Below are 20,388 nucleotides of genomic sequence, written 5' to 3'. Positions count from 1 at the left end.
CCCCCTACCGGGGGCAACACCAGCGGCCCGGCAAAGCCGGTTCCGCGGTGTTTCACCAACGGGCCCGGCTGCGCCGGCCGCGGCTACTGCTCTTCGCCCCAGGCGTACCCGTCTCTTGCAATCATGGCGCTCGATGCGCTCGGGCCCCAGGTGCCGGCCGCGTACGGCCGCGGCGTGCCGTCGGAGGCCCAGCTGTCGATCAGCGGCTCGACCCAGCGCCAGGCCTCTTCCTGCTCGTCGCTGCGCACGAACAGGTTCAGCCGGCCGTCGATGACGTCGAGCAGCAGGCGCTCGTAGGCGCCGACGCGCTCGGTGCCGAAGCGCTTGTCGAAGTCGAGGTCGAGCTGGACCGGTGCGAGCTGCGGGCCGGCGTGGCGGTTGCCGTTGCGCTGGCGCTTGTCCTGCGCCTGGGCCAGCAGGTGCAGCTCGAGCCCGTCCTTGGGTTGCAGGTTGATCACCAGCTTGTTGAACGCATTGGTCGGTGCGCGGTAGATCGCGTGCGGCGTCTGCCGGAAGTTGACCTCGATGCGCGCATCGCGCGAGGCCAGCCGCTTGCCGGTGCGGATGTACAGCGGCACGCCGGCCCAGCGCCAGTTGGCGATCTCGGTGCGCAGCGCGACGAAGGTCTCGGTGCGGCTTTCGGGGTCGACGCCCGGTTCGTCGCGGTAGCCCTGCACCCGCTCGCCGTAGGCCGTGCCGGCCGCATACTGGCCGCGGATCGCATGCATGCCGATCGACTCGGCGGTCCACGGCTTCAAGGCCCGCAGCACCTTGAGCTTCTCGTCGCGGATGGCGTCGGCGTGGGCGTTGATCGGCGGCTCCATGCCGAGCGCGCAGACCAGTTGCAGCGCGTGGTTCTGCACCATGTCGCGCAGGGCGCCGGTCTGGTCGTAGAAGGCGCCGCGCTTCTCGACGCCGAGATCCTCGGCGATCGTGATCTGGATGTTGGCGATGTACTCGCGGCGCCAGATCGGCTCGAACAGCGCATTGCCGAAGCGCATCGCGAACAGGTTCTGCACCGAGGGCTTGCCCAGGTAGTGGTCGATGCGGAATATCTGCTGCTCGGACAGGACCTCGCGCACCGCATGGTTGATGGCCCGGTTCGAGGCCAGGTCATGGCCCAGCGGCTTCTCGAGCACCAGCCGGGTCTGCGGGCCGTTGAGCCCGGCCGCCGCGATCTGCCCGACCGCCTGGGTGAAGAGGCCGGGCGCGGTGGCCAGGTACATCACGACGTTGTCCGCATTGCGCGTCTTGAGCAGGTCGGCGAGCTTCGCATAGTCCTCCGGCTTCGAGAGGTCCATGCGCAGGAAGTACAGCATCGAGGCGAACTTCTTGAACTCCTCGGGCGTCGGCCGCTTGGCACCCTCGACCGCGGCGAAGCGCGACTGGATCAGTTCGCGGTAACTGTCGTCGTCGAGGTCGTCGCGGGCGATGCCGATGATGCGCCCGCCCTCGGGCAGGCTGCCGTGGCGGAAAGCCTGGAACAGGGCCGGCATCAGCTTTCGCCAAGCGAGGTCGCCGGTGCCGCCGAAGAGGACGAGGTCGAAACTCATGGATACACCCGTGTAGTTGGAAATGCCGAGCATGAAGCTTGCCAGCGAATGGTACTTGTACCGATCCTGCAAGAATCGGTACGCGCTAAGCTGAAACGCGGCCCACGGGGCCTTTTTTGTTCTCGAGAGGTCCTGATGAAGAAGATTTTCGCGATGACCGCGCTGGCAGCGCTGCTGGGCGCCTCGGGCGCCGCTTCGGCCCAGACCGTCAACGTCATCTGTTCGGTGCAGGCCGAATGGTGCAACATGATCGCCACCGTGTACGCCCGCACCACCGGCGTCAAGCTCAACATGTCGTTGAAGGGCTCGGGCGAAGCGCTGGCGCAACTGATCGCCGAGCGAGACAACCCCAAGACCGACGTCTGGTTCGGCGGCACCGGCGACCCGCACCTGCAGGCGGCCGAATCGGGCCTGACGCTCGAATACAAGTCGCCCAGCCTGTCGCAGCTCTATCCGTGGGCGCAGCAGCAGGCCCAGCAGTCGGGCTACAAGACGGTCGGCATCTATTCCGGCCCGCTGGGCTTCGGCTACAACACCGAACTGCTCGCGAAGAAGAAGCTGGCCGTGCCGCGCAGCTGGGCCGACCTGCTGAAGCCCGAATACAAAGGCGACATCCAGGTCGCGAACCCGGCCTCGAGCGGCACCGCCTACACGATGATCGCGACCCTGGTGCAGCTGATGGGCGAGGACAAGGCCTTCGAGTACCTCAAGGGCCTGCACAAGAACGTCGGCCAGTACACGCGCTCGGGCACCGGCCCGATCAAGGCGGTGGCGCGCGGCGAGACCGCGGTGTCGATCAGCTTCGTCCACGATGCGCCGCAGGAGCGCATGCAGGGCTTCCCGGTCGAGACCGTGACGCCGTCCGAAGGCACCGGCGCCGAGATCGGCTCGATGAGCATCGTCAAGGGCGCGCGCAACCTGGCCGAGGCCAAGAAGTTCTACGAGTGGGCGCTGACGCCGCAGGCCCAGACCTTCGGCGCCGCGGCCAAGCAGTTCCAGCTGCCGTCGAACAAGGCGACGCCGGTCGACGCCAACGTGCCCGACTTCAAGAAGATCAAGATGATCGACTACGACTACGCCAGGTACGGCGCCAGCGCCGAACGCAAGCGCCTGATCGCGCGCTGGGAGAAGGACGTCAACTCGCTGCCGCGCTGAGAGCATGCGACAGCGCCCCAACGCTCCGGTCTGGACCTGCATCGCGGCCGGTTCGCTGGCCTACCTGCTGCTGCCCTGGTATGCGATCCAGGACACCAGCTGGTGGGAGGCGATGCCGCAGGTCTTCGGCGCTGCCGAGGGCGCCAACGGTGTCATGCAGGCGCTGCTGCAGGGCCGCAGCTGGCTCTGGATCGGCGTCATCGGCCTGGCGATCTGCGCGCTCGGCGGCCTGCTGCCGGCCGGCCGCGCCCAGGGCCGGCTGCTGCTGGTGGGCGGCGCCGTCGGCGCCATCGGCCTGGCGCTCAGCGGCTTCCTGATCGGCGCCCGCGGCTGGAGCCTCCCGATTCTCAACGCGCAGCTCGGGGAACTGCCGGTCAACCAGTTCGGCATCGGCGCCGGTGGCTTCGTCGCGCTGTCGGCGCTGATCCTGCTCGCGGCCTTCGGGCTGGCGCGGCTCGGCTTCTTCAAGGGCGACCTCTTCGTTTCCGGTGCGGTCATCGGTTGCGGCGTGCTGATGGCGCTGTTCATCGCCTATCCGGTCAGCAAGGCGCTGGCCGGGGCCTTCCTCGACGAGAACGGACGCGCGTCCTTCTCGGCCTTCGCGGCGCGCATCGGCACCGAACGGGTCTGGGGCCTGGGCTGCCTGGCCGGCGGCGTGCGCTGCGGCGTGGCCTGGAACACGCTGGTGCTGGCCCTGCTGACCGCCGCCGGCACCACCTTCCTCGGCACGTTGATGGCGCTGATGGCCGAGCGCGGCGGCCGGCGCTGGCAGGCGCCGCTGCGCGTGCTGGCGCTGCTGCCGATCATCACGCCGCCTTTCGTGGTCGGGCTTGGCCTGATCCTGCTGTTCGGCCGTGCCGGCGTGGTCAACCAACTGCTCGAGAGCGCCTTCGGCATCGAGCCGACGCGCTGGTTCTACGGCATGCCCGGCGTGCTGGTGGCGCAGCTCTTCGCCTTCACGCCGATCGCCTTCATGATCATGCGCGGCGTGGTGCAGGGCGTCTCGCCCAGCCTCGAGGAAGCGGCGCAGATGCTGCGCGCCGATCGCCGCCGCACCTTCTTCACGGTGACCTTGCCGCTGATCAAGCCCGGGCTCGCGAATGCCTTCCTGGTCGGCTTCATCGAGAGCATCGCGGACTTCGGCAACCCGGTGGTGGTGGGCGGCCAGTTCTCGGTGCTGTCGACCGACATCTTCTTCGCCATCGTCGGCGCCCAGTACGACCAGGGCCGCGCCGCCTCGCTGGCCTGGGTGCTGACGATCTTCGCGCTCGGCGTGTTCGCGCTGCAGCGCGCGGTGCTCGGCAGGCAGAACTACACCACCGTCAGCGGCAAGGGCGATGCCGGCATCGCGATGGCGCTGCCCGACGGCGTGCGCCGCACCATCTACTGCATCGCGCTGCCGTGGATCGCCTTCACCGTGGTCGTGTACCTGTTCGCCTTCGCGGGCGGCTTCGTCCAGACCTGGGGCCGCGACTACAGCTTCACGCTCAACCATTTCAAGACCGCGTTCGCGCTCGAATGGGGGCAGTTCGGTCTGGTGTGGGCGGGCACGGCCTGGAACTCGTTGATCACCACGCTCAAGCTGGCCGGCCTCTCGGCACCGCTGACGGCCGGCCTCGGCCTGCTGATCGCCTGGCTGCTGGCGCGCAACGAATTCAAGGGGCAGGGCGCCTTCGAGTTCGCGGCGCTGCTGGCCTTCGCGATCCCCGGCACGGTGCTGGGCGTGAGCTACATCCTGGCTTTCAACGTGCCGCCGCTGGAGCTCACCGGCACCGGGCTCATCATCGTGCTGTGCTTCATGTTCAGGAACCTGCCGGTCGGCGTGCGCGCCGGCACGGCCGCCTTCAAGCAGCTCGACCGTTCGCTCGACGAGGCCTCGCTGATGTTGCGGGCCTCGACCTCGCAGACGCTGTTCAAGGTGGTGCTGCCCTTGCTGAAGCCGGCGCTGGTGGCGGCGCTGGTCTACAGTTTCGTGCGGGCGATGACCACGGTCAGCGCGGTGATCTTCCTGGTCACGGCCGAGAACGAACTGGCCACCACCTACATCATCGGCCGGGTCGGCAACGGCGACTACGGCATCGCGCTGGCCTACTGCACCGTGCTGATGATCCTGATGTCGGCCGCGATCGCGGCGGTGCAGTGGCTGGTCGGCGAGCGCAAGCTGGGACGCCGACAGCAGGGCGTGCCGAGCATCGCGGTCGCCGCACATTGAACACGGAGCACCCATGAGCCAAGGCATCGAACTGCGCAACGTCACCAAGCGCTACGGCAGCGACGCGCGCGCGCCGCTGGCGGTCAAGGGCATCAGCTTCGAGGTGCCGGTCGGCACGCTGACCACCATCCTCGGTCCCTCGGGCTGCGGCAAGACGACCACGCTGCGGATGATCGCCGGGCTCGAATCCCCGACCTCGGGCGCGATCCTCATGGGTGGGCGCGACGTCACCACGCTGGGGCCGGCCGAGCGCAACGTCAGCATGATGTTCCAGAGCTACGCGCTGTTCCCGCACATGAACGTGATCGAGAACGTGGGCTACGGCCTGCGCATGAGCGGCGTGCGCAAGCCCGAGGCCGCGGCGCGCGCCCGCGAGGCGCTGCGCGGCGTCGGCCTGGTCGACTTCGACGACCGGCTGCCGAGCGAACTGTCSGGCGGCCAGCAGCAGCGCGTCGCGCTGGCCCGGGCGTTGGTGCTCGAACCCGCCGTGCTGCTGTTCGACGAGCCGCTGTCCAATCTCGACGCCCGCCTGCGCCGCGAGATGCGCGAGGAGATCCGTGGCCTGCAGCAGCGCCTGCAGCTCACCGTCGCCTATGTCACACACGACCAGAGCGAAGCGCTCGCGGTCAGCGACCAGATCATCGTCATGGACCACGGCGTGATCGCGCAGCAAGGCACGCCCGAAGAACTCTACGGCCATCCGCGAAGCGAATTCGTCGCCGGCTTCATGGGCGAGGCGATGGTGTTCCCGGCCCTCGCCCAGCCCGACGGCCGCGTCGAGCTGGGTCCGCTGACGCTGACGCCGCGCTACGACGTGGCGCCCGGCTTCGTCAAGGTTGCAGTGCGGCCCGAGGCCTGGCTGATCGGCGCCGCCATCGGCCTGCCGGCGACGCTGCGCAAGGCGGCCTACCTGGGCAGTTTTTACGAATATGCTTTCGACACCGCGCTGGGCCCGGTGTTCGTGGTGTCGAGCGACCTCGCGCGACCGCTGGCCGCCGGTGCCCAGACCACCCTGTCCCTCGCCAGCCATGGCGTTTCCGTCGTACCCCTTGCCGCATGAATGTCGTTTTCGATCTCGGAGCCGTGCTCCTGACCTGGGAGCCCGTCGCCCTCGTTCAAAACCATCTGGCGCCGCATGCGCCCACGGCCGAGGCGGCGCACGCGCTGGCGCGCCAGATGTTCCATCACGAGGACTGGCTGGGCTTCGACCGCGGCACCCACAGCCTCGACGACGCCATCGGCCGCATGGCGCTGCGCCTGTCGTTGCCGGCCGACCGGCTCAGCGAGGTGCTGGCACCGATGGGGGAGCGGCTGGAGCCGATCCCGGTCACCGTGGAATTGCTGGCGGGCCTGCGGGCGCGCCGCGACGCGGGGGAAGACCTGCGGCTCTACTACCTGTCGAACATGCCGTCGCCCTACGCGCGGGTGCTCGAGTACCGGCACCCCTTCTTCCAGTGGTTCGACGGCGGCATCTTCTCGGGCGACGTGCAGATCATCAAGCCGCAGCGCGCAATCTATGAACTGCTGGCGACGACCTACCGGCTCGCGGCCTCGGAGACGGTCTTCATCGACGACTCCCTGGCCAATGTGCTGGCCGCGCGCGAGCTCGGCTGGCAGGCGATCCACTGCGAGCGGCCGAGCGCGTTGCCGGCGCAGCTCGCGCGCTACCTGCCGGTGAGCTCGACCTTGTCGACATCGAAGCCCAGCGTCCGGGCGTAGTCGAGTTCGGCCTGGAGCAGGTTGGCGTCGAGCCGCGGCGCGCGGGAGAGCACCCACAGGGACTGGCGGTTCGGCGTGCCGACCAGCGCCACCTGGTAGTCGCGATCGAGCTTGAGGATCCAGTAATCGCCCCAGACCAGCGGCAGCCAGCCCAGCCATTCGGGCGCGAAGCGCACTTCCAGCCGACCCGCACCGGGCTGCCCGGCCACCGGCACCACGCGCGCCGATCCCACGGATTCGTCGAAACTGCCGTCCGCCAGGACGCAGCGGTTGCGCACTTCCACGGTGCCGTCGGCCAGCGGCGTGTACTCGGCGCTCACCGGTCCCGTGCATGGCTTCTGCAAGCGACTGGGCAGCCGCGCCTGCTCGTGCCAGAGGCCGGCATAGCGCTTGAGGTCGACCGGCGCCACCACCTGCAGCGGCGCGCGCATGAGCGGCGCGCCATCCGCCGGGCCGGCGACGGTCTCGGCGCGTGACGTGCGACGGCCCGAGAGGGCCAGCAGGGTGACGACGCCGCCGATGCAGAAGGCGGCTGCCAGGGCCCCGATCGAGGCGCTGTGGGCGCGATCGTCGAAGGCGGCGGGCGGTGGTGCACGGTGGCTGCGAAAAGACATGGGATTCCTCCGGAAGGCGACCAATCGAACGCAGAGATTAGGGGCCGCGAGCCCTGGGCGGCGTCAGCCGCGGACCACACGCCATGTAGTGAAGCGGCGGGATAATCGCCGGATGAACCAACTCGATGCCCTCCGCCAATGGACCACCGTGGTCGCCGACACCGGTGACTTCCGCCAGCTCGCCCAGTTCAAGCCCCGGGATGCGACCACCAATCCGTCGCTGATCCTGAAGGCGGTCCAGAAGGCCGACTACCGTCCGCTGCTGGACGAGGTGGTCAAGAAGCACCAGAGCGCGTCGATCGACGAGGTCATCGACCGCCTGCTGGTGCGCTTCGGCACCGAGATCCTGTCGATCATCCCGGGCCGGGTGTCGACCGAGGTCGATGCGCGCCTGAGCTTCGATACGCAAGCCACCATTGCGCGCGCCGAGCGCATCGTGGCGCTCTATCGGGCGGAGGGCATCGATGTCGAAGAGCGACTGCTGATCAAGATCGCCTCGACCTGGGAAGGGATCGAGGCCGCCCGCCAGCTCGAGCAGAAGGGCATCCATTGCAACTTGACGCTGCTGTTCTCCTTCGCCCAGGCGGTGGCTTGCGGGGCGGCCAAGGTGCAGCTGATCTCGCCCTTCGTCGGCCGCATCTACGACTGGCACAAGAAGTCGCAGGGTCCGCAATGGGACGAGGCCGCCAATGCCGGCGCCAACGATCCGGGTGTGAATTCAGTGCGCCAGATCTTCGACTACTACAAGAAGAACGACATCGCGACCGAGGTGATGGGCGCCAGTTTCCGCAATATCGACCAGATCGCCACGCTGGCCGGCTGCGACCTGCTGACCATCAGCCCCGAGCTGCTGGCCGAACTGGCCGCCAGCGAGGCGCCGCTCGTCCATGCGCTCGACGCCGAGGCGGCGAAGCGCCTGGAGATCCCGGAGGTCACGCTCGACGAGGCGGCATTCCGCTTTGCGCTGAACGAGGACGCGATGGCGACCGAGAAGATGGCTGAAGGCATCCGGGCCTTCGCGGCCGATGCAGTCAAGCTCGAAAGATTGATGGAGGCCTGAAGATGAACGCCCGTTGCGATCGCACGGCCGCCTGGGGCGCGCTCCAGATGCATTACGACACGGCCGGACTCGGCTTCGACGTGCGCGAGGCCTTTGCGAGCGACCCGGGACGTTTCGCGGCTCTGAGCCAGTCGGCGCCCTGCGTCTTTGCCGACCTGTCGAAGAACCTCGTCGAGGCGCGCACCGAGCAGCTGCTGCTGGCCGTGGCGCGTGAAGCCGGACTGGAGGCGCATCGGGACGCGATGTTCGCGGGCGTGCACATCAACGCCACCGAGGGGCGTGCGGTGCTGCATACCCTGCTGCGGCGACCGGCTTGCGCGCCGGTGACGGGCGAGCTGGCGGGCGCCTTCCGCGACGTCCATGCGACGCTCGACGCCATGCTGGCCTACGCCGAAAAAGTGCGCTCGGATTCGACGATCACCGATGTCGTCAACATCGGCATCGGCGGCTCCGACCTCGGTCCGCAGATGGCRGTGCTGGCGCTCGACCAGTTCTCGGCCCCGGGCAAGCGCTTCCACTTCGTTTCCAACGTCGACGGCCACGAGCTGGCCGGCATCCTGCGCGGGCTGGCGCCCGAGCACACGCTGTTCCTGATCGCCTCGAAGACCTTCACGACCGCCGAGACCATGGCCAACGCGCAGTCGGCCAGGCGCTGGTTCGAGCAGTCGGGCGGCGTCGATATCGCGCGTCATTTCGCCGCGCTGACCACCAACGTGGCGGCCGCGAAGGCCTTCGGCATCGACACCACCTTCGGCTTCTGGGACTGGGTCGGCGGCCGCTACTCGATGTGGTCGTCCATCGGCCTGCCGATCGCGCTGGCCATCGGCGCCGACGGTTTCCGCGGCCTGCTGGCCGGCGCRCATGCGATGGACGAGCATTTCCGCACCGCGCCGCTCGAGCAGAACCTGCCGGTGCGCCTCGGCCTGCTCGACGTCTGGTATCGCAATTTCCATCGTTTCACGACCCGCAGCATCGCGCCCTATCACAGTGCGCTCAAGCGGCTGCCGGCCTACCTGCAGCAGCTCGAGATGGAAAGCAACGGCAAGCAGGTCGACATGGCCGGCCAGCTGCTCACCTTCGGCACCTCGCCCGTGCTGTGGGGCGAGCCCGGCACCAACGGGCAGCATGCGTATTTCCAGATGCTGCACCAGGGCACCGACGTGACGCCGCTGGAGTTCATCGCGGTGCGCGATGCGGGGCACGATCTCGCGGGCCATCATCCCAAGCTGCTGGCCAATGCGCTGGCGCAGGCGCAGGCGCTCATGGTCGGCCAGCACGATGCGGGCGGGCACAAGAACTTCCCGGGCAACCGGCCGAGCACCTTCTTCGTTCTCGATCGACTGACGCCGGAATCCCTCGGCGCCTTCCTGGCGCTGTACGAGCACCGCGTCTTCACCAGCGGTGCCCTGTGGGGCATCAACAGCTTCGACCAGTGGGGCGTGGAGCTCGGCAAGGTGCTGGCCCGGGACATCGAGCCGCGGCTGGCCTCCGGCGACGTGCAGGGGCTCGACGCCTCGACGGCGGGCCTGCTGCAGCGCCTTCGACCGGGCGCCTAGCTTTCATCAAAGTCGGCAGCCTGCTCGATATGATGACCACGGGGTTGTCCCGTGGGAATCAGCAAGAGGAGTTGCTCATGAATTTTCAACAGGCGTTCCAGACCTGCTTTCGCAAGTACGTCGAGTTTTCCGGTCGTGCGACCCGGCCCGAATACTGGTGGTTCATCCTGGCCTATGTCATCGTGGCTTTCGTGGCGGGCTTCATCCACGAGTACCTCTACTACCTCGTGGTGCTGGCCTTCCTGCTGCCCTTGCTCTCGGTCGGCGTTCGCCGCTTGCATGACGTCGGCCGCAGCGGCTGGTTCCTGTTGCTCGGGCTGGTCCCGGTGATCGGCACCCTGGTGCTGCTCTATTTCATGGTGCAGCCGAGCCAGCCGGAATCGAATGCCTACGGACCGCCGGCCGGGCCGGTCCCGGCCAGCGTCTGATCCCTCAGCCGCCTGCGCCCACCAGCACCGCCTTGGCGCGGTAGCTGGCGGGAAACACCTTCTTCAGGTTGTCGACCTTCGGCAGGTCGTTGATCGCGATGTAGGGGTGGTCGGGATTGCGGGTCATGAAATCCTGGTGGTACGCCTCGGCCGGATAGAAGGCCTTGAGCGGCTCGATGGTGGTCGCGATCGGCTTGCCGAAGACGCGGGCGCGGTCGAGCTGCGCGATGTAGTTCCTGGCGATGCGTGCCTGTTCGGGGTTGGCCGCAAAAATGGTCGAGCGGTACTGGCTGCCGACGTCCGGTCCCTGGCGGTTCAGCTCGGTCGGATCATGGGCGACCGAGAAATAGATCTGGAGCAGCCGCGCGTAGCTGATCTGCTTCGGGTCGTAGCTGATGCGTACCGATTCGGCATGGCCGGTGCGACCGGAGCTGGTGGCTTCGTAGTTGGCCGTTGCGGCCTCGCCGCCGGCATAGCCCGAGACGGCGCTGGTGACGCCCTTGACGTGCTGGAACACACCCTGAACGCCCCAGAAGCAGCCGCCGGCGATGACTGCGGTCTCGGTCGTGGCGGCGGCCCCTGCGGCCGGATCGTCGGTCGGCGCCGGGACGACGGTGGCGCGCTCGGCCGCCCAGGCGGACGCGCCGGGGCGCAGCGCGAGTCCTCCGGCGCCGAGCGCGAGTGCGCACAGCAGGGCGCGGCGTGCCGGCACCGGGGGTGTTACGAGGGTCTTGGGGTTCATGCCGGCGGGTTCCTTCGCTGCGTTTTCGGGTCGAAGCCCCGGTTGTACGCCGATCCGCCCCGGTGCTCCGACAGGACGAAAAAAAGCCCCGCGGCTCGCACCGCGGGGCTCTTGGCTTGGCTGTGGCAGCCGGGCCGGGGGAATTACATCCCCATGCCGCCCATGCCACCCATGCCGCCCATGTCGGGCATGCCGCCGCCGGCGCCGGCTTCGTCCTTCGGTGCGTCAGCGACCATGGCTTCGGTCGTCAGCAGCAGCGAGGACACCGAAGCGGCGTTCTGCAGGGCGGTGCGGGTCACCTTGGTCGGGTCCAGGATGCCCAGCTCGAGCATGTCGCCGTAGCTGTCGTTCTGGGCATTGAAGCCGTAGTTGCCCTTGCCGGCCAACACGGCGTTCACCACCACCGAGGCTTCGCCGCCGGCGTTGTTGACGATCTCGCGCAGGGGCGCTTCGATGGCCTTGAGCACCAGCTTGATGCCGGCGTCCTGGTCGGCGTTGTCGCCCTTGAGCTTGTCGCCCACGGCTTGCTTGGCGCGCAGCAGGGCCACGCCGCCACCGGCAACCACGCCTTCTTCCACTGCAGCGCGGGTGGCGTGCAGGGCGTCTTCGACGCGAGCCTTCTTTTCCTTCATTTCGACTTCGGTGGCAGCGCCGACCTTGATCACGGCAACGCCGCCGGCCAGCTTGGCCACGCGCTCTTGCAGCTTTTCGCGGTCGTAGTCGGAGGTGGCTTCCTCGATCTGCACGCGGACTTGCTTGACGCGGGCTTCGATGTCGCCAGGGGCGCCCGAACCGTCGATGATGATGGTGTTTTCCTTGCCCACTTCGATGCGCTTGGCCTGGCCGAGGTCGGCCAGCGTCACCTTCTCGAGGGTCAGGCCCACTTCTTCGGCGATGACCTTGCCGCCCGTCAGGATGGCGATGTCTTCGAGCATGGCCTTGCGGCGGTCGCCGAAGCCAGGTGCCTTGACGGCCACGACCTTCAGGATGCCGCGGATGGTGTTCACGACCAGCGTTGCCAGGGCTTCGCCTTCGACTTCTTCGGCAACGATCAGCAGCGGACGGCCGGCCTTGGCCACTTGCTCCAGCGTCGGCAGCAGGTCGCGGATGTTGCTGATCTTCTTGTCGAACAGCAGCACGAACGGGTTGTCCAGGATCGCGCTTTGCTTTTCGGGGTTGTTGATGAAGTAGGGCGACAGGTAGCCGCGGTCGAACTGCATGCCTTCGACGACGTCGAGTTCGCTGTCGAGCGACTTGCCGTCTTCGACGGTGATCACGCCTTCCTTGCCGACCTTGTCCATCGCGTCAGCGATGAGCTTGCCGATGGTTTCGTCGCTGTTGGCCGAGATCGAGCCGACTTGAGCGATTTCCTTCGAGGTGGTCGTGGCCTTCGAAGCCTTCTTGAGCTCGGCGACCAGGGCGGTGACCGCCTTGTCGATGCCGCGCTTCAGGTCCATCGGGTTCATGCCGGCAGCCACCAGCTTGAAACCTTCGCGAACGATGGCTTGTGCCAGCACGGTCGCGGTGGTGGTGCCGTCGCCGGCGTTGTCCGAGGTCTTGGAAGCCACTTCCTTCACGAGCTGGGCACCCATGTTCTGGAGCTTGTCCTTGAGTTCGATTTCCTTGGCCACGGACACGCCGTCCTTGGTCACGGTCGGGGCGCCGAACGAGCGCTCGAGCACCACGTTGCGGCCCTTGGGGCCGAGGGTCACTTTGACTGCGTTGGCGAGGATGTTGACACCCTCGACCATGCGCGCGCGGGCTTCACCGCCGAAGACTACGTCTTTTGCTGCCATGAGATTTCTCCGAGATTCAGTTGGATAGGGGGATGAAGGGGCGAGAAATTACTTCTCGACCACTGCGAAGAGGTCGTCTTCCTTCATGACCAGGAGTTCGTCGCCATCGACCTTGACGGTCTGGCCGCTGTACTTGCCGAACAGGACGCGGTCGCCGACCTTGATGTTCATCGAGATCAGGTCGCCCTTGTCGTTCTTCTTGCCAGGACCGACGGCCAGGACTTCGCCCTGATCGGGCTTTTCGGCGGCGTTGTCGGGGATCACGATGCCSGARGCGGTCTTGGTTTCGCTTTCAATGCGCTTGACGATCACGCGATCGTGCAAAGGACGAAGTTTCATTGCATCTCCTGATAAGAAACGGGGTTTGGTTCGGGTGCCGGCAAGGTTGCCGGCGCCACATCGTCGGAAGCCGGTGTTGTTAGCACTCAGCTTTGACGAGTGCTAATCATAAGGGTGTTTTGGGCAGTTTCAAGGCCGAAGGGGCCGGCGCCCGATGTGGATGAAGCCGAACCGCCTGTCGGGCGAAACGGGCCTTCTGTCAGTTTTCCCACGAAACAGCCGCGTAGGAAAACCTGATTTCGGGCAGATGTGATAATTTCACATCCACTTGTACTTTGTGACATTTTGAAATGAATTCCTGCGGCGTGCCTCTGATCGGATCGAAGGGTCGAGGGGCGCGCGATGGAGGATACAGCCCGATGGTTCAGTCTCTGGAACAGATGCCGATGGCGTCGGCGACGGCAAGCTCGAAGGTCCCGAGGGGCGGGCGAGCGCGCGGCTTCACGTTGATCGAGCTGATGATCACCGTTGCGATCGTGGCGATTCTGGCGGCCATCGCGTACCCATCCTATGCGGCGTACATCCGCAAGGGGAAGCGGGCGACAGCGCAGGCGGCCTTGATGGATCTGGCCAGCAAGGAACAAAGCTACCTCCTCGACCGGCGTGTGTACACCACCGTGCAGGCGGATATCGGTTTCGTGATGCCTGCCGAAATCCAGGGGGCCTACACGATCGCGGTCACTTGCTCGCCGGCGGACTGCTCGTCCGGCGGCTTCACGGCAACGGCCACTCCGGCAGGGAGCCAGGCGGTATCGAACGAGCAGACGCTGACGATCACCGACACGGGCGTCAAGGCGCCGGACGCCTCGGGTTACTGGGGCAAGTGACGCGATGGAAAACCCGGTGGCATTGACCCCAGTTCGGCGCGCAACGCGGCGCGTTCGCCAGGGCGGCTTCACGGCCATCGAGTTGATGATCACCTTGGCAATCGTCGCCATCCTGGCGGCGCTTGCCGCGCCCGCGTTCCAGCGACTGATTGCAACGCAGCGCATCAAGTCCGTCGCCTCGGCGCTGAATGAATCGCTTTGGGTCGCTCGCAGCGAGGCACTCAAGCGCAATGACAAGGTGGCGTTCAACTTCACGAATTCGGGGGACGACACCGTTGTCGGGGACTGGAAGATCACCCAAAGCAGCGACGGAACGGGTACCGCGCTCCTTCAACAGACGGGCTCCCCCTCGGTGGCATCCACCACCTCGGCGCACGGCAACCTGCTGTTCGTCTTCGATTCCTCCGGCCGGCTGACCCCTGGCGTTTCGTCCTGGATCAAGCTCAGCGTCCCGTCTGCCAGCGTCAATCGTTGGGTCTGCATTTCTGCCAGTGGCCGGGCCATCACCCAATCGACATCATGTTCGTAGCTGACCTTCATCGATTCCGTACGCGAGCGACCGGCATGCGCGGCTTCACGCTGATCGAGGTGCTGGTGACCATCGCCGTGATGCTTCTGGGCCTTCTGGGCGTGATCGGCATGCAAGCCAGGTCGGCCGTCATCGAATTCGAGTCTTACCAGCGTGGCGAGGCGCTTTCGCTGGTCCGTGAAATGCAGGGCCGTCTGACCGATTCGCGGGCCATCGTAGACGGCTATCTGAATGCGGCCGTCAGTTCCACCAACGGCAGTGTTTACGTGGGATCGGGCGCGAATGCCAAAGACTTCAGCACCGGCTCCGTCTGCGTCGCGGGAGCGGGCGTTCCGCTGGCGGAGGCAGAGTTCGAGATGTGTCAGTGGGGGCAAGCGCTGCAGGGCGCGGCGGCCCTGGAGGGCAGCTCGAAGGTCGGAGCCATGATCGGCGCCCGCGGCTGCCTGATCCGGGTCGACCCGGCGGAGGGCAATGCACTGGCCGACATCTACGTCACGGTCGTGTGGCAAGGCAAATCGAAGAGTGCCGAACCCGACCCCGATTCTTCGGCGGGCAAGTGTGCCAGCGATGTGGATTTCGGCGTCGGGCTGCGGCGTGGCGTATCGGTCCGCGTGCTGGTGCCGAACCTGACCAAGTCATCTTGAGGACCGACATGTACCGCCGAGCCCTTGCCTCGACCTCAGAAGCCCGTTGCCGTCGCCAACGAGGGCTCACGCTCATCGAGTTGATGATTGCGCTCGTCATCGGTCTGCTGATCGTCGCCGCAGTGAGTGTCCTTTTCGCTGGCAGCAGCCGGTCCCGAAGCGAGGTCGAACTGAGTGCGGAGGTGAATGAGAACGGACGCTATGCCCTTGACGTTCTGAGCCGCGAGTTGTCGCAGACGGGGTTCTACGGGTCCCTGGTCAAGCCGACGGCGGCCGTCACTCCGATCGTCACGCCTGCCGAAGCAGCGACAGCCATGTGCCTGACCGGAGTCGCGAACCTTGGCAAATGGCAAGACTCGTTGACCTACTACGCCCTGGGGCTTGGCAGCGCGGCAGGGGCGAACACCGACGCCGATCCGACTTGCATTGCACGCAAAGCCGGTACCGATGCGCTTTTTATTCAGCGGGCCAGTACTTGCGCCATCGGCGACCCGGGTTGCCCGGGCGAGGCGGATGCAGATGCCTATTTGCAGGTGTCAGAGTGTGGCGACGAATACAGCGCGACGCCCATCGTGCTCGCACGGGGTCTGTCTGGTCCGACCACATTCAAGCTTCAAACCAAAACCTGTGTTGCCGGCACGCCGGCACCGAAGCGCAAACTCGTTCGCCGCATCTACTACGTCAGCGCGGCGAACGCGTTGGTCTATCAAGACATCTCGCTCGGCGGCGCCCTCCCTGAGGTGGTGTTGGTCGAGAACATCGAGCAGATGCAAATCGAGTACGCGTTCGACACCAGCACCCCTGCAGACGGAACACCTGACGTGTTCGCGGCTGCGCCCAACCCGCCGCCAGCTCCGCCGCCCAATACGGACTGGACGCAAGTCATCGGCGTACGAATCTGGCTGCTGGCCCGCTCCAGCGATCCGAGCCAGAACACCAAGAATGCCGCGAGTTTCGCGCTCGGCGCGGACACCACCGTCAGCGTTGCCGAAAAGGCCGCCGGCAACCCGAAGCGGCGCGTCTACAGCACCTATATCTCGTTCGTCACTCCGAAGGCGCGCCGCGAATCATGAAGAAGACCTCTGTCTGCCGAGCGCGCCGCGTCCAGTCCGGCGCCGTTTTGATGATTGGCATGGTGATGCTGCTGATGGTCAGCCTCGTCGCGGTCAGCGTGATTCGGCTGTCCACGCGCCATACCCAGATTGTCAGCAATGAGCAGGTGCGAACCGAGGCGGTAGCGGCAGCGAATTACGCGCTCGACACGGTGTTGAATCAGCCCTACACCACCTGGGATCCGTACAAGGCCGCAGGCACGACCACCAGCGTCAATCTCGGCACGAGCAAGATGGACGATAGCGCCGCCGATTCGACGAAGGGTTCGATGAAGGTCACGGTCAGGAACCTCGAGTGCAAAYGTGCCCGCGTGCTCAAGAATTCGGAACTGCTCAAGAAGGATCCGGCCGGTATCTACTACGTGGCCGCGACGGACGCCTCCTGCTTCGGCGGCGGAGGCTCCACCGGCCTGACGATCGTCGATCCGTCGAAGGTGGGGTCACCCTCCGACGATTCGCTTTGCGCGACCGTGTTGTACGACATGCAGGCGCAAGCCAACGATCCGAAGCTGCTGAACGCCGCGCCGGTGGTCCAGCAGGGCGTCGAGGTTCGCACGGACATCACGGCGCTCTCCGGCAGCTGCTCCTGATCGCGATATAGCCAGAAAAAAGGTCACCGATGAACACCCTTGCCTTCCGACTTGTGCTGGCGATCCTCGCCGCCCTCGTGCTGCATTCGCGGGCTGCTGCCGAAGACATCGACCTGTATGCGGGCGGCGGGAGCGCGTCAGCGCCCAATGTTCTCTTCTATCTCGACAACAGCTCGAACTGGTCGAACAACGCCCAGGCATGGGCGTACTCCGATGTCCTCGCGAAATGCGGCAACTACAGCGGCTCGGCGAAGACGACCTGCCAGAGCTATGTTTACCAGGTCTTCTGCAGCTCGACGTCGGCCTGCAGCGGGAATCCGAAACTGGTGCAAGGGCAGGTGGAAGTTCGCGCGCTGAAGCTCGTGYTCAACCAACTCGTGTGCAGCCCGCCAACCGGAACCGCCGCATTGGACATCAATGTCGGCCTGATGATGTTCAACACGAGCGTCAACTCGGTCGACAGCAACAGTGTCCTGCCGGGCTATATCCGGCACGAGGTCAAGCCGTTGAGTCCGCAGATTTGCTCGGACATCAACGTGAACACCTCGATCATTGCCGATCTGACCAACATCGACAGCAAGATCACGGAACCGGAATTCAAAGGCGCCTCCTCGGCCGAATACGGTGCCGGCCTCTACGAAGCCTTCAAGTACTTCGGCGGCTGGTCGCGACCGAACCTTGTCGTTTCCGGCTCCGGCGGTACGGCCGGCTCGCCGATGGGCGCAACAGGGTTCGGCCCCACGCGCTACAGCACCAAGAACGCCTTGGAGGACGTGAATGCGTTCACGGACCCTGTGGCCAGGGAGACCTACAAGAGCCCGATCACCAACGAGAACAGCTGCGGCAAGAACTTCATCATCCTGATCGGCAATACGTGGCCGAATCAGGAATACGGAACCAATACGAATGCCTCGCCGTATCCGACGAATACCCTGATGTCGCGGCTCAGCCACGACCCGGGCTCGCAGATCTACCCGGCGCCTTTGCCCAACAGCCAGAAGTCCAACGTCCGCTTCGCCGACGAGTGGACCAAATTCCTCTACAGCACCGACGTGAGCTCGATCGACGGCCAGCAGAACGTCCAGACCTTCACGATCGACGTCTATAACGCCTCGCAGGACGCCAAGCAGGCGAAGCTGCTTCAGACCATGGCGGCGGTCGGCCGAGGCCACGCGCCCGAAGACTACGCCGGTGGCTACTATTCCGTGGGTGGCGACCTGCTGGCGCTGATCAACGCGCTGAAGGAAACCTTGACACAGATCGCGTCGGTCAACAGCGTGTTTGCGTCCGCCTCGCTGCCAGTGAGCGTGAATGCCCAGGGCACCTTCCTGAACCAGGTGTTCATGGGCGTTTTCCGGCCGCAGGAAAACGCCTATCAGCGCTGGGTCGGCAACATGAAGCAGTACCAGTTCGCGCTCAGCGGCAACGCGCTCTCCCTCGTCGATGCCACAGGCGCGCCCGCTGTCGATACGTCGAGCGGCTTCATCTGGAATTGCGCGAAGAGCTACTGGACGGCCGACAGCGGCACGTATTGGCAGAGCGTGACCGGGACAGCGTCGAGTTGCGGAAACGAACCGACTTACGCTGGTCTGAGCAAGTACTCCGATTCGCCCGACGGTCCGCTCGTCGAACGGGGAGGCAGCGGTCAGCAGCTGCGCAATCTCGGGTATGCCGCCCGCAACATCCGGACCTGCACAGACACCACCTGCAGTTCGGTGGTCGACTTCAACACGACGAACGTGACGATCCCGAGCGCGGGCCTGAGCAAAGGCACCACCAGCGCGACCTTGGTCAACTGGGCACGGGGCCAGAATGTCGGCGACGGCAACAGCACCTTCGACCCGACCACCGGCAATCTGGTCACCACGACCTACGCGACGACGGACCCGAGCACGGGCGCGGTGACAGCGGGGCCCACGACTCGGCCGACGGTGCACGGCGAAGTGGTTCATTCGCGGCCCCTCGCGGTGAACTACGGCTCGGGCAGCACGAACGACGTCGTGGTGTTTTATGGTGCCGGCGACGGCATGTTGCACGCGGTCAGCGGCAATCAGACCGGCTCCGGCGCCGGCAACGAGCTCTGGGCCTTCATTGCGCCGGAACACTGGACCGACAGCACGAGCTCCCGGAATCCGCTGGATCGGGTGCATTCGAATGATCCGGTGATCAGCTATCCCGGCGTGACGGTCACCGGCGCCGCCCCGAAGACCTACTTCTTCGACGGTTCCATCGGCGGCTACCAGGAAGTGACCGGCGGCGTATTGAGCAAGCTGTGGATCTATCCGACCATGCGCCGCGGCGGGAGCGCGGTCTATGCGTTCAATGCAACGAACAAGCCCGGCACCGGCGGCAATCAACCGACGTTCATGTGGAAGTTCAGCAGCACCGACCACAGCAGCATGGGCCAGACCTGGTCCACGCCGGTCGCCATGCGCGCGAAGATCGGAACGGCAACCACCACGCTGGTCGCCTTCGGTGCCGGCTACGACAAATGTGAGGACGGCGCCGCCAACGCCTGCGACAGCGTCACGCAAGGGCGCGGTATTTTCGTGATGGACGCAGCAACCGGCAGCGCGGCCAACTTGCGATTCTTCGATCCGGGTTCGACGGCAGGCCGCTTCGTCGCCGACATGACGGCGGTCGACGCCAACAATGACGGCATCATCGACCTGCTGTACGCGGTGGACACGCGCGGCAATATCTGGCGCATCAACACCACCGACCCGAACAGCAGCTTCGCGAGCTACAGCAGCGTCGCGAACTGGCCGATCAACAAGATCGCGACGGTGAGCGACTGGACCACGGCCTCGGAACAGCGCAAGTTCATGTACGCACCGAGTGTCGTCATGCTCGGCACGCAGGCCACCGTTCTGGTCGGCACGGGCGACCGGGAAAAGCCCCTGGCCTCGGGCAGCGCCGCATCGGTCAATAACCGCTTCTACGGCATTCGGGACGACGTCACCAAGGTTGGCGCGCTTGACGCGGATGGCTCGGCGGTGGCCAACACCCCCACGGTCGTGATCGGCTACGGGACCGATGCCTCGCTCGTCACCAACAATCAACTGACGAACGTAACCGGCGTCGGCACGGCCATGGACCCGACGACCTTGAAGGCGAATGGCTGGTACATGAATCTGTTCACCACGACCACGCCGTACGAGCAGGTCGTCACCACACCGCTGACCATCGGCGGCCAGACCTACTTCAGCACGTTCCAGGCCAAATCGAGCACCAGCACGAACAAGTGTTCGCTGGGTACCGGGCGGGCATACAAGGTGGATTTCCAGACGGGCGTGATCTCGCCGAACTCGGACGGGGTCTACCAACCGGACACGTTCAAGTCCGAGGGCATTCCACCCTCGCCCGTCGGCGGATTGGTGTCCATTGATGGAAAGACCGTGCCATTCTGCATTGGATGCACAGGTCCAACCGTGTTGTCTCCGAACAAGATCGTTCCCAAGGTCAAGCCTGATCGCAAGCCGGTCTATCGCAGCCAGAAGATCGACAGCTGA

The 20,388-nt window shown here is 65.8% G+C and carries 18 protein-coding genes; 13 read left to right on the top strand and 5 right to left on the bottom strand.

The features are described 5' to 3' along the window. Nucleotides 1-83: 83 nt before the first annotated feature. Entirely contained in the window at nt 84-1,553 is a 1,470-nt protein-coding gene (zwf, locus tag AC1D2E_RS06160) for a glucose-6-phosphate dehydrogenase (protein ID WP_478196581.1), read from the bottom strand. 135 nt (nt 1,554-1,688) lie between these two features. Here zwf and AC1D2E_RS06155 point away from each other — a divergent pair, with 135 nt between their 5' ends. The 4 genes from AC1D2E_RS06155 to AC1D2E_RS06140 are packed head-to-tail and all read left to right on the top strand — an operon-like array spanning nt 1,689 to nt 6,639. Further along, complete coding sequence (locus tag AC1D2E_RS06155) at nt 1,689-2,708, top strand: ABC transporter substrate-binding protein (RefSeq protein ID WP_478196580.1); 1,020 nt, start codon at nt 1,689-1,691, stop codon at nt 2,706-2,708. Between the two features lie 4 nt (nt 2,709-2,712). Next, nucleotides 2,713-4,920 carry an ABC transporter permease gene (locus tag AC1D2E_RS06150; protein ID WP_478196579.1) on the top strand — a complete coding sequence of 736 codons (2,208 nt, stop codon included), beginning with the start codon at nt 2,713-2,715 and terminating at the stop codon, nt 4,918-4,920. 13 nt (nt 4,921-4,933) lie between these two features. Next, nucleotides 4,934-5,980 carry an ABC transporter ATP-binding protein gene (locus tag AC1D2E_RS06145; protein WP_478196578.1) on the top strand — a complete coding sequence of 349 codons (1,047 nt, stop codon included), beginning with the start codon at nt 4,934-4,936 and terminating at the stop codon, nt 5,978-5,980. Further along, nucleotides 5,977-6,639 (top strand): HAD family hydrolase, encoded by a 663-nt coding sequence (locus AC1D2E_RS06140; protein ID WP_478196577.1) that lies wholly within the window; start codon nt 5,977-5,979, stop codon nt 6,637-6,639. Before AC1D2E_RS06145 ends, AC1D2E_RS06140 begins: the two co-directional genes overlap by 4 nt. Here the strand turns inward: AC1D2E_RS06140 and AC1D2E_RS06135 are convergent. Then, a complete protein-coding gene (locus tag AC1D2E_RS06135; RefSeq protein ID WP_478196576.1) occupies nt 6,585-7,253 on the bottom strand; it encodes a lipocalin family protein in 669 nt (222 codons plus the stop codon). The two genes, AC1D2E_RS06140 and AC1D2E_RS06135, sit on opposite strands and share 55 nt — an antisense overlap. A gap of 112 nt (nt 7,254-7,365) precedes the next feature. Here AC1D2E_RS06135 and tal point away from each other — a divergent pair, with 112 nt between their 5' ends. The 3 genes from tal to AC1D2E_RS06120 all read left to right on the top strand — a co-directional run bounded on the left by tal (nt 7,366) and on the right by AC1D2E_RS06120 (nt 10,297). After that, nucleotides 7,366-8,313 carry a transaldolase gene (tal, locus tag AC1D2E_RS06130; protein ID WP_478196575.1) on the top strand — a complete coding sequence of 316 codons (948 nt, stop codon included), beginning with the start codon at nt 7,366-7,368 and terminating at the stop codon, nt 8,311-8,313. 2 nt (nt 8,314-8,315) lie between these two features. Further along, nucleotides 8,316-9,869, top strand: coding sequence for a glucose-6-phosphate isomerase (gene pgi, locus AC1D2E_RS06125; protein WP_478196574.1), 1,554 nt, complete (start codon nt 8,316-8,318; stop codon nt 9,867-9,869). A 77-nt stretch (nt 9,870-9,946) separates the two neighbouring features. Continuing rightward, entirely contained in the window at nt 9,947-10,297 is a 351-nt protein-coding gene (locus AC1D2E_RS06120; protein ID WP_478196573.1) for a DUF805 domain-containing protein, read from the top strand. 4 nt (nt 10,298-10,301) lie between these two features. On the opposite strand, the gene msrA is transcribed toward AC1D2E_RS06120, so the two are convergent. From msrA to groES, 3 genes are all read right to left on the bottom strand, one after another. Next, complete coding sequence (gene msrA / locus AC1D2E_RS06115; RefSeq protein WP_478196572.1) at nt 10,302-11,039, bottom strand: peptide-methionine (S)-S-oxide reductase MsrA; 738 nt, start codon at nt 11,037-11,039, stop codon at nt 10,302-10,304. A 143-nt stretch (nt 11,040-11,182) separates the two neighbouring features. After that, nucleotides 11,183-12,835: a chaperonin GroEL gene (groL, locus tag AC1D2E_RS06110; protein ID WP_478196571.1), complete on the bottom strand. Its 1,653-nt coding sequence runs from the start codon at nt 12,833-12,835 to the stop codon at nt 11,183-11,185. Nucleotides 12,836-12,883: 48 nt separating this feature from the next. Further along, entirely contained in the window at nt 12,884-13,174 is a 291-nt protein-coding gene (gene groES / locus AC1D2E_RS06105; protein WP_286536348.1) for a co-chaperone GroES, read from the bottom strand. 359 nt (nt 13,175-13,533) lie between these two features. On the opposite strand from groES, the gene AC1D2E_RS06100 reads away from it, so the two are divergent. From AC1D2E_RS06100 to AC1D2E_RS06075, 6 genes are read left to right on the top strand one after another with little or no spacing between them, the layout of a single operon-like run. Continuing rightward, nucleotides 13,534-14,001, top strand: a complete 468-nt coding sequence (locus AC1D2E_RS06100) for a type IV pilin protein (protein ID WP_478196570.1) — start codon at nt 13,534-13,536, stop codon at nt 13,999-14,001. A 4-nt stretch (nt 14,002-14,005) separates the two neighbouring features. Continuing rightward, the gene (locus AC1D2E_RS06095; protein WP_478196569.1) at nt 14,006-14,530 is read left to right on the top strand and encodes a GspH/FimT family pseudopilin; all 525 of its coding nucleotides are present in this window, start codon (nt 14,006-14,008) and stop codon (nt 14,528-14,530) included. Next, the gene (locus tag AC1D2E_RS06090) at nt 14,521-15,174 is read left to right on the top strand and encodes a prepilin-type N-terminal cleavage/methylation domain-containing protein (protein ID WP_478196568.1); all 654 of its coding nucleotides are present in this window, start codon (nt 14,521-14,523) and stop codon (nt 15,172-15,174) included. The genes AC1D2E_RS06095 and AC1D2E_RS06090 overlap by 10 nt, the downstream gene beginning before the upstream one ends. Nucleotides 15,175-15,182: 8 nt before the next feature. Beyond that, nucleotides 15,183-16,247: a PilW family protein gene (locus AC1D2E_RS06085; RefSeq protein WP_478196567.1), complete on the top strand. Its 1,065-nt coding sequence runs from the start codon at nt 15,183-15,185 to the stop codon at nt 16,245-16,247. After that, nucleotides 16,244-16,876: a pilus assembly PilX family protein gene (locus tag AC1D2E_RS06080; protein WP_478196566.1), complete on the top strand. Its 633-nt coding sequence runs from the start codon at nt 16,244-16,246 to the stop codon at nt 16,874-16,876. The genes AC1D2E_RS06085 and AC1D2E_RS06080 overlap by 4 nt, the downstream gene beginning before the upstream one ends. Nucleotides 16,877-16,905: 29 nt before the next feature. Continuing rightward, nucleotides 16,906-20,388 (top strand): pilus assembly protein, encoded by a 3,483-nt coding sequence (locus AC1D2E_RS06075; RefSeq protein ID WP_478196565.1) that lies wholly within the window; start codon nt 16,906-16,908, stop codon nt 20,386-20,388.

The sequence above is a fragment of the Variovorax sp. P1_H2 genome, assembly GCF_056405295.1.
This window is presented reverse-complemented; position numbering and strand designations above follow the sequence as displayed.